A 9,441-nucleotide genomic window follows, 5' to 3' on the forward strand; every position below is an offset into this window, starting at 1 on the left:
TCCGTCTGGGCCTGGGGCTGGGGCGAGCGCGGACAGCTCGGAGATGGGACCAACCGTGATCGTTATCTTCCCATCCAGACCCTGGGCCTCTCCGGGGTGATGACGTTGGCGGCGGGAGATTCCCACTCGCTCGCCGTGCGCACGGATGGCTCCGTCTGGGCCTGGGGCGCGAACGAGAGCGGACAACTCGGCGATGGCACCTTCACGAGGCGCCTCACTCCTGTTCAGGTGCCTGGCTTTTCGAGCGTGGTGGCCATTGCCGCGGGAAATGTCCATACGGTGGCGCTACGCACGGATGGCTCCGTCTGGGCCTGGGGCGGTAATGGGAACGGACAGCTCGGCGATGGCACCACCACGCAGCGCTCCACTCCTGCCCAGGTGCCGGGCCTCTCGAGCGTGGTGGCCATTTCGGCGGGCGACTACCACTCGCTGGCGCTGCGCTCGGATGGCACCGTCTGGGCCTGGGGCGCCAACAGGAGCGGACAAGTCGGCGATGGCACCCCCACGCAGCGTCTCACGCCCATTCAAGTCATTGACCTGACGGGCGTGGTGGCCATTTCGGCGGGCGACTACCACTCGGTGGCGTTGCGCTCGGATGGCACCGTCTGGGCCTGGGGTGACAATTTCGTCGGCCAGGTCGGTGATGGGACCACCCTGGATCGCCTCACGCCCGTCCAGGTCATTGGCGTAACAGGCGTGGTGGCCATTGGAGGCGAGGGCTCCCCTCATACGCTGGCGTTGCGCTCGGATGGCACCGTGTCCGCCTGGGGCCGGAACGAATGCGGCCAGCTCGGCAGAAACATCACCGGACAGCAGCCGACCCCCCAGCAGGTCCAGAACCTGACCAGCGCGCTCTCCGTAGCGACAGGCGAGCGACACACGCTGGCACTGCGCTCGGACGGCACCGTCTGGGCCTGGGGCGACAATCGCGCCGGCTATCTCGGTGACGGCACCACCACGCGGCACCTCACTCCAGGACAGGTCCCGAGCCTCTCGGGCGTGGTGGCCATCGCGGCGGGACACGAGCACTCGCTGGCGGCGAACTCGGATGGCCAGGTCTGGGCCTGGGGAAACAATGGGCACGGTCAACTCGGCGATGGCTCCCGAGGAACCACGCGCCTGAGTCCGGTACCCGTCCCCCATCTCACGAGCATCACGGCTCTCGCGGCGGGAGTGTCCCACTCGCTGGCGCTGAAGCAGGATGGCACCGTGTGGGCCTGGGGTGACAATGGCTCCGGCCAGCTCGGTGATGGCACCACCTCGTGGCGCCTCACTCCCATCCAGGTGCCTGGCCTGACGGGCGTGGTGGCCATCACGACGGGAGCCTATCATTCGCTGGCACTGAAGCAGGATGGCACCGTGTGGGGCTGGGGTTTGAACAACACCGGTCAGCTCGGTGACGGGACCACCACGAATCGCCTCACGCCCGTCCTATTGACCGCCCTCTCGGGCGTCAAGGCCCTGGCGTCGGGCTACTACCATGGTCTGGCGGTCCTCTCGGACGGCACCGTGCGGGCCTGGGGTGGCAATGGCTCCAACCAGCTCGGCGATGGCACCTCGACCACGCGCCTGACTCCGGTCCCCGTCCCCGGTCTCACGAGCGTCAAGAGCCTCGCGGCGGCCGAGGATCATTCGCTGGCACTGAAGCAGGATGGCACCGCGTGGGCCTGGGGTGGCAACTCCTCCGGCCAGCTCGGCGATGGCACCTTCACCCGGCGCTCCAGTCCGAATCCCGTGTCTCTTCCCGCGGACGTCAAGCAGCTCGCCTCAGCCGAGGCTCACTCCCTCGCCATCAGAGGTCCGGACGGGCTCGTCAGCGCGTGGGGCGACAACTTCTACGGGCAGCTTGGAAATGGTCTGGCCGGCTTCTACCCCACGGCGGGTCCGGTGCTGTTCCCCTGAAGAGTCCTGGACGGCGGCCCCCTCCTTTATTCGAGCGGAGCCGCCGCCTCTCGGAACGCCCCCTCCTCAGGTGCGCTATCCTCCCGCGCGGCATGCGCGCTCGCCCTGGCTCCAACTCCGCCTCCCGAGGCTTCGACTCCCTGTTCGAGGAGACCCTCCTGCACCTCGAGTCCCGCATGGCGCTCATCGTCGCCATCGGCGGAGCCGTGGTGACGCTGCTGGTGCTCGGGGGCCTGCTCCTGGGCTCCCCCCTCCCCCCCATCATCCTCGCCGTCCCGGTGGCCTTCTTCACCTGGTACCTCGGCATCCGTCTGCTGCTGAGCGCCGGGCTCTTCCGGCCCTGGATGCGCTACGCCTCCTCGCTGGTGGACGTGTCCCTGGGCAGCGTGGTGACGCTGCTGGACGTGCAAGCCAATGGCTCCCTCTACACCCTCTCGGCCGCGGGGCCCGCCTTCTTCGCGGTGGGCGTGGCCATGGCGACCCTGCGCCTCCATCCGGGCCTGTGCCTCTTCGCCGGCCTGGCCGCCGCCGCCCAGCTCGTGGCCGTCATGGTGTTCGCCGTCCGCCCGGGCCTCTCGCCCGAGCTGCTCGCCTCCGGCGTGGGGGATCTCACCGTCGTGCTCGCCAAGGCCGTCTTCCTGATCGCCATCGGCGCGTTTGGCATGGTGGCCAGCCGCTCCATGCGCTGGATGCTGCTGCGCCTCACCGAGAGCGCCCTCGAGCGCGAGCGCGTGCGAAGCGTCCTGGGCATGCACGTTAGCGAGCAGGTGATGGAGCACCTGCTGTCCGGCCACGTGCCCAACGGAGTCGAGCGGCGCGCCATCACCGTCTGCTTCACCGACATCCGCGACTTCACCCGGCTCTCAGAGTCCCAGCCGGCGGAGGAGACCGTGCGCCTGCTCAACCTCTACTACGGGCGCATGTGTGAGATCGTCGCGGCGCACGGGGGGCTGGTGAACAAGTTCCTCGGCGACGGCATGCTCATCATCTTCGGAGCGCCCACGCACCAGCCGGACGATGCCCAGCGGGCGCTCGCCGCCGCGCGAGAGATGCTGGCCGAGGCCGACCGGATGCGTGAGCACGGCGAGTTTCCCGGCCTGCGCATTGGCGTGGGCCTGCACCGTGGCGAGGCCGTGGTGGGCAACGTGGGCGGCGCTCAACGCCAGGAGTACACCGCCATTGGTGACACCGTGAACACCGCCTCTCGCGTGCAGGATCTCACCAAGGTGCTCGGCCGCTCGCTGCTGCTCACCCAGGAGTGTCGCGAGGCCATCGGCGACAGCGCCTTCGAGTCGCTCGGCACCCACTCCGTCAAGGGACGCCTCCAGCCGCTTGAGCTCTTCAGCCCACGCGAGTCCTCGGCCCAGCAGGCCGCCTGAACGATTTTCACTCCCCGCCGCAAAGGAGCATGACCATGGCAACCCCCCAGAAGATCACGCCGTTCCTGTGGTTCAACCAGGAGGCGGAGGAGGCGGCGAACTTCTACATCTCGCTCTTCAAGGACTCGAAGATCCTGTCCGTGGCTCGCTACGGCGACGCGGGACCGGGCCCCAAGGGGACGGCCATGGTGGTCGAGTTCCAGCTCGCCAGTCAGAAGTTCCAGGCGTTGAACGGCGGCCCGCACTTCAAGTTCACCGAGGCCATCTCCCTGATGGTGGACTGCGAGTCGCAGGAAGAGGTCGACATGTTGTGGTCCAAGCTGACCGCGAACGGGGGCCAGGAGGGCCAGTGCGGCTGGCTCAAGGACAGGTACGGCCTCTCCTGGCAGATCGTCCCAGCCAGGTTCATCCAACTGATGAAGGACAAGGACCCGAAGCGGACGCAGCGCGTGATGCAGGCGATGATGACGATGAAGAAGTTCGACATCACGCGCCTCGAGGAGGCGTACGCGCAGGCGTAGCCCCGCTGGCCCGTGACGGACACGGCATCCGCGTTGGGGCCCTCCTCGTGCGTGAATCCCCTGACCTGGCGGCTGGGATCGCCCTCACCCATTCCAGGACAAGCGAGAATCGAGGCCCCGTGAGAGTGGCTCCCCTCTCCCAATGCTGGGAAGAGGGGGCCCGTACCGCTGGAACCTAGAAGCTGAAGCCCACGCCGGCCTTCAGGCCCGTGGCGCCAAGCTCCCCGCGCAGCCAGAGGGCGTCGCTGAGTTGGTAGAGCGCTCCCACGCCGGTGTTCCAGTAGAGGCCGCCGTAGGAGAGGTTGTCCAACTCCGCCACGTTGCTGCTCCAGAAGTTGAAGTACCACCCGAGCGACAGCTTGCCGTAGAGGGAGAGCTTGGGGTTGAGGTGGAACGTCCACCGCCCCTCGACGGGAATGGCCAGGCCCGTGTAGCCGTAGCGCACCACACCGAAGCTCTGGCCGCCAAACCAGATATCGCCACCGAACTCCAGCTCGACGGAGTCGTTGTACGAGTCGATGAAGCCATCGTGGATGACCGGCAGGGTGTACCGGGCGGCGGCACCGATGCCGTTGGCATACCCATACCCCCAGGGCAGCAGGCCGAAGACGGACAGCATCGAGCCGCGCTGGTGCGGCCCCGCGTCGCGCAGGCCGCCGTCCCCAGCCGCCCCGGCTTCCCCGGTGGCCGCGGTGCCCTTGCCCTCCTCCTGCGCGAGCGCATGCTCGGGCACGAGCGCCATCAGACAGACCACTGAGACCAGACATCCCATCCAACGCTTCATGCGGTACCCCTCCTTCTGTTCAAGCCCATCACCCTCAACACGGCCTCCAGGCGTCCTCTGCGTCTCAAAGGTAGCGCTTGGAGGTCAGTATCAGTACAGGAACTCCACTCCGGCGAACGGCTGGAGGTCGCTCTCGGTGCCCGCACCGAGCTCCCGCGTATTGCCGGAGGCGTCCTCCGCCGTCACCACCGTGAAGCTGCTCTTCCGGTAGCCGAAGCCCGCGCTCACCGCGAACCACTCGAGGGGGCGCCACGCGAAGGAGGCCATGCCGTTGATGACGAAGATGCCCTCCAGGCCCCCCTTCTCGTAGAAGGCCTGCGGAGGGACGGTGGAGGCGTTGATGCCCGCGGCCGTCCAGAGGCCGGCCACCTTGACGAGCCCGACGAACAACGAGCCGGTCGCGTAGAAGTTCGGGCCGAGGAACAACCTCGCCCGCACGTTCGGTCCCGCCGCGATCGTGGTCCACGACCCCAGCGAGCGCGCGAACGTCTCATCCAGGTTCATCACGTTGATTCGCGCGTTCGCCCCGATGCCCGCGCTCAAGAAGAACGGGGTGCTGTTGATGAGGGCGTAGTTGAAGTCCGGCTGGACCTCGATGGCCGTGTACGACGAGTTCTCCGACAGGTCCCTTCCACCCGCGTTCACGGCGTTCGTGGTCAGCACGCGGTAGCCGAGATCGAACCCCAGCCTCCGACCGTACAGATCCGTGGACATGTAGCCGCCGATCGCCGCCCCCTGCATCAGCCTCGGGTTGCCCGGGATGGGGACATCGACGGACCAGAGCGTGTAGCGACCGTTCGCCGTCACCGTTCCGCGCGTTCCGAGCGGATCCGCTGTCGGCGCGTCCTCGGACCTGGAGCCCTGCCGCGCCGCCATCGAAACCATGGGGAGGAGACACACCAACACCGCTGCGACACGCGTACGCCTCATCGTGAGCCCTCTCGTGGACAGACCTGCGTTCAGGTCGGCAACCATCTCGCGCTACGCGGGATGCGCCGCGCTGTTCGAACGACAAGCCACGGGATGTGTCCACTGGCACACGGCCCTACAGGTGGAAGGAATGACAAGCCCTCACCCTGGAGCCCGGTCAGGGGCTGCCGGCGTCCGGGCGGGCCTGCCCGGTGCAGCCCGGGGCCGGTGGTTCGCCTCCGGGACCGAGCAGCGTCACCCGCTCGGAGACGAAGAACTCCACCCGGGCGTGGCAGGCGCGCGGCCCCTCGCAGCGGCGCACCTCGGCGCTCCCGCTGGCCGAGAAGTTGAGGAAGCCAGCCCCCGCCTGGGAGATGGCTGGCACGGTGAAGCGCAGGACGTTGCCCTGGGTGCTCACCTGCTCCGGGGCGAGTGACCAGGCCTGGGTGGGTGAGCAGTCATAGGGGACGAAGGCGCCGGCAGCGCCGTAGACATAGGGGGACTGGCCATCCACCCGCACGGTAGCCGGGACGGGCTCCATCACCACCTCCCCACTGCCACGCAGCTGCCGGTCCGCGGGCTGCACCAACTGGAGCCGCCGCTCCTGCATCAGCCCCGCCACCTCGAAGAGGAAGGTGGCCGTCTCGTCGCGCACTTCGATGGTGGTGACCTCCGCGTCCAGGCCCAGCTCCCCGGTTCCGAGCGTGGTGGTGAACGTAGGACGCTCGCAGCTCGGGACGAAGGGCAAGAGCCCCGGCGCCGATCCCCCCTTCCGGGTGAGCTCGAGTGCATGGCCGTTGATGCTCGCGCGGACCGAGGAGCGCAGCTCGGGGCAAGCCCCGTCACTGGAGAAGAGGACCAGCTCCAGCCCCCGGTCCTCGGGGGTGGCTGGTATGCCGATGAGGGTGAGCTCCGTCCCAGGGAAGTCCGACAGCGAGACACTGCCCCCGCCACAGGCCACGAGAGACATCAGAGGAAGCGCGTAGAGACAGGGACGTCGCAGTGACATGGTGCGAGAGAGTCTATGCGATATGCCACCGCGGTCGTCCCCACGTCGTGTAGAGCTGGTGCCTACCTGCTCCCCGAGTACGCTCCCTCCAGCGACAGCAGGGTGACGTTGCCCCCCTCCAGCGGCGCGTCGAGGCGGTAGCCGGTGTCGAGCACGAGCCGAATGGTCCCACCCTCCCCCGTGCCGCCCTCCGTCACCTCGAGCCGGAACCCGTGTCCGGGCTCGTGGTTCACGGTGGCCGTGCCGAAGACCGTGGCGGTGCCCCTCGACAGGCCGAAGGCCCGCAACTGCGTGCTGTGCAGCGTCAGCCCGAGGTCGTGGTCCTGGAAGGTGAAGTGACCCACCGGCTGGAAGGTCCCCGGCACCCGGATCACCTCCACGCCGAAGGTGGCCTTCTTCCGCGCGAGCTTCGCCCAGCCACCGCCCGTCACCATCCCGGAGGAGTTCACCACCGTGAAGGTGCGCGTGAAGGTGGTGGCGTTGCCCAGCCCGTCCCTGGCGGAGACAACCAGGGTGTGCTCCCCGGGCATCAGCCCGACGATCTCCTCACCAGAGGTGACCGGCGCGCCGTCGAGCGTGGCCGTCAGCTCCGCGACGCCGCTCCACGTGTCCTCGGCGCTGAACTCGATGCGCTGCGTGCCGTAGGGGTAGGCCTCCGGCTGAGGCGACGAGACCGAGACCGCCGGAGCGTCCGCATCCACCCGAATCAGCGCCGCGAACTCCTCTCCGAAGTCCCCTCCCCGCGCGTCCGCCTTCGTCATCATCATCCGGACGGGGTACAGGCCACTCACCGCGGGTGACACGAGCGGAACGTCGAACGTCTTGGTGTCCCCCGGGTGCAGGATGTCCGTCGGGTCGATGGAGATGTGATCGGGCGCGGAGAGCTCCGTCTGTCCCTCCAGGACGTGCAGCTGCCACACGGTGTAGGGCGCGTACACGCCGTTCTCCTGGCGGCGGCCCCAGTTCCACGTCATGCCCTCGTTCTGGAACGTCACCGACGCGCTGAGTACCTGATTCGGTCCGACCAGGGCCGGCACCGTGCCCGCCACGAGCTTCGAGGCGAGGCGCGGCTTGGGGGTGATGCCGAAGTAGCGGCAGACGCCCTCGTACATGCCCCAGGCCGACGTCGCCTGGAAGATGGGATCCTGGAGGAAGAGGTTGTCCGGATACCACTTCCAGCTGTCGTGGAAGGCCAGCTCGATGAGCGCCGCCGGCACCTGCGCCTCGCGCAGCTCACCGAGGTTGGAGGTCTTCACCCCACGGTCGTTCCACCGGGTATAGCCGCTGTAATCGAAAGGGGTCGGATAGGGCGAGTAGTACGGCCATTCGGGGACGCCACGCGCCGGGTAGGGGTTCGCGTAGGCCTGGCGGCCATAGCTGTCGTCGAAGTACTCGCGAATGGACTTCACCGCCCCCTCGTTCAGCGCGGTGGCGAAGCGCTTCGAGCTGTCCTGCAGGTGCGGGTACTTCGCCGTGTACCAGAAGGTCTCCGTGCCCCGTGCCCCACCCTCCCCGAAGGCGTTGGTGTGGAGGCTGATGGAGACGTCCGCCCCGACATAATTCGCGTAGTACGGACGGGCCCGGATGTCCTTGTCGCGCTGGTCGTTCAGGCTCGACTCATCCCAGACCCAGCGCGGGACACCCTGCTCCTCGAGGTAGTACTTCGAGGCGACCTGCGTCTTTGGCAGGGGGAAGGTCGTGTTCGGATACCCGAAGCGCTTGTAGTCGTAGGGGCCCGCGTCGTCGGAGAGCTCGCGCGAGAGGAACACCTGCGCGCCGGAGGACTCGAGGTACTCCTTCATGAAGCGCATCACGTGGATGGTGATGTCGTCCTCGTAGATGGAGCCCCACTGCAAGCCACGATTCCAGAAGTACTCGTCGCTCGGGGTGTAGGTGCTGCCCGTCCAGCCGGCGGGAACCCGCGTCGCGGCGTTCGGACCGGTGAGCGTGCGCTGCGCACGCACCCAACGCCGGGTGGTGTTGTTCCAGTAGCTCCCATGGCTCGGGTGCAGGGCGATCTTCTTGCCCTGGAGCTCCAGCGAGAGTGCGTCCACGGGCGTCCGCGCGGCGGCGAGGCTGCGCGCCTCGGCGGCGGGAGGCGCCGAGGACTCCGGCAGGTACTTCCACAGCGGTTGGCCGTCGACGAGGAGCTCGACCTCGCGAACTTCGGTGAAGAACTCCAGGCCCGCGAGCAGTTCACGCGCCATCTCGTCAGCCTGTTCGTCACCGAGCCCCCGCGCGACGGCGTCGGGGCTGAGCTCCACCACCACACGCTCCTCCTCCATCCGCACGCTCAGCACCCGCGTGCCGGAAGGGAACGCCGAACTCTCCTCGACGATGCGCTCGAGGTTGCGCTGTGGATCCATCTGCGCGAGCGCCGGGGCCGCGACCCCCAACACTGACAGCATGCCCAACCCGTACATCGTCCGCCGAAGGCTCGTCTTCATGGTGCTCCCCTCCTGGATGGAATATACCGTAAATCCGGTAATTCCACCTCGTCCAATCCACCCACCATGATGGAGATCGACGACGCGCTACGACTTGCGCGTGGGGCCCCCTTTAGCAGGGGCAGCGGCCGCTGCCTCCCGCAGCTTGTCCTTCTTGCTCTTGCGCTTGCCCTTCACGCCGCCGTGCGGATCCAGGGCCGGAGGGGCAAGCTCGGTCGGCTCGAGCCCCGCGATGCGCTCCCGAGGAAGCGCGAGGTGGTGACGGCGCTCGATGAGCCGGAAGTGGGCCTCGGTGCTCGCGGTGACGAAGCTGACGGCCACGCCGGCCTGCCCCGCACGGCCCGTGCGCCCGATGCGGTGCAGGTAGTCCACGGTGGAGCGCGGCAGGTCGTAGTTCACCACCACCGGCAGCTGCGCGATGTCGATGCCGCGCGCGGCGAGGTCGGTGGTGACCACCATGTCCCAGCCCCCCGCCTTGAAGTCGGCGAGG

8 protein-coding genes are annotated in these 9,441 nt (G+C 68.0%); 3 read left to right on the forward strand and 5 right to left on the reverse strand.

From position 1 onward, the window contains the following. The 3 genes from VF794_RS28015 to VF794_RS28025 all read left to right on the forward strand — a co-directional run. Positions 1 to 1,902, forward strand: a 1,902-nt coding sequence (locus VF794_RS28015; RefSeq protein ID WP_331115616.1) for an RCC1 repeat-containing protein, incomplete at its 5' end; no start/stop codon positions are given. Between the two features lie 92 nt (positions 1,903 to 1,994). Beyond that, a complete protein-coding gene (locus tag VF794_RS28020; RefSeq protein ID WP_331115618.1) occupies positions 1,995 to 3,281 on the forward strand; it encodes an adenylate/guanylate cyclase domain-containing protein in 1,287 nt (428 codons plus the stop codon). A gap of 35 nt (positions 3,282 to 3,316) precedes the next feature. After that, on the forward strand, positions 3,317 to 3,802 hold the full coding sequence (locus VF794_RS28025; RefSeq protein ID WP_331115620.1) for a VOC family protein: 486 nt from the start codon (positions 3,317 to 3,319) through the stop codon (positions 3,800 to 3,802). A 175-nt stretch (positions 3,803 to 3,977) separates the two neighbouring features. On the opposite strand, the gene VF794_RS28030 is transcribed toward VF794_RS28025, so the two are convergent. The 5 genes from VF794_RS28030 to VF794_RS28050 form a co-directional block, all read right to left on the reverse strand. Next, positions 3,978 to 4,586, reverse strand: a complete 609-nt coding sequence (locus VF794_RS28030) for an outer membrane beta-barrel protein (RefSeq protein WP_331115622.1) — start codon at positions 4,584 to 4,586, stop codon at positions 3,978 to 3,980. Positions 4,587 to 4,676: 90 nt separating this feature from the next. After that, entirely contained in the window at positions 4,677 to 5,471 is a 795-nt protein-coding gene (locus VF794_RS28035; protein ID WP_331115624.1) for a hypothetical protein, read from the reverse strand. A 202-nt stretch (positions 5,472 to 5,673) separates the two neighbouring features. Then, positions 5,674 to 6,465, reverse strand: a complete 792-nt coding sequence (locus VF794_RS28040; RefSeq protein WP_331115626.1) for a hypothetical protein — start codon at positions 6,463 to 6,465, stop codon at positions 5,674 to 5,676. A gap of 101 nt (positions 6,466 to 6,566) precedes the next feature. Beyond that, positions 6,567 to 8,951 carry an N-acetylmuramoyl-L-alanine amidase gene (locus tag VF794_RS28045; RefSeq protein WP_331115628.1) on the reverse strand — a complete coding sequence of 795 codons (2,385 nt, stop codon included), beginning with the start codon at positions 8,949 to 8,951 and terminating at the stop codon, positions 6,567 to 6,569. Positions 8,952 to 9,038: 87 nt separating this feature from the next. Next, on the reverse strand, positions 9,039 to 9,441 hold a 403-nt coding region (locus VF794_RS28050), incomplete at its 5' end, for a C-terminal helicase domain-containing protein (protein WP_331115630.1).

It is taken from the genome of Archangium sp. (assembly GCF_036389735.1).
Taxonomy (GTDB): Bacteria; Myxococcota; Myxococcia; order Myxococcales; family Myxococcaceae; genus Archangium.

What these genes read in the sequence shown, in the direction of transcription:
- VF794_RS28020 (WP_331115618.1), top strand. Translation starts at nt 1,995, where the DNA reads ATGCGCGCTCGCCCTGGCTCCAACTCCGCCTCCCGAGGCTTCGACTCC.
- VF794_RS28025 (WP_331115620.1), top strand. Translation starts at nt 3,317, where the DNA reads ATGGCAACCCCCCAGAAGATCACGCCGTTCCTGTGGTTCAACCAGGAG.
- VF794_RS28030 (WP_331115622.1), bottom strand. Translation starts at nt 4,586, where the DNA reads ATGAAGCGTTGGATGGGATGTCTGGTCTCAGTGGTCTGTCTGATGGCG.
- VF794_RS28035 (WP_331115624.1), bottom strand. Translation starts at nt 5,471, where the DNA reads ATGGTTTCGATGGCGGCGCGGCAGGGCTCCAGGTCCGAGGACGCGCCG.
- VF794_RS28040 (WP_331115626.1), bottom strand. Translation starts at nt 6,465, where the DNA reads ATGTCTCTCGTGGCCTGTGGCGGGGGCAGTGTCTCGCTGTCGGACTTC.
- VF794_RS28045 (WP_331115628.1), bottom strand. Translation starts at nt 8,951, where the DNA reads ATGAAGACGAGCCTTCGGCGGACGATGTACGGGTTGGGCATGCTGTCA.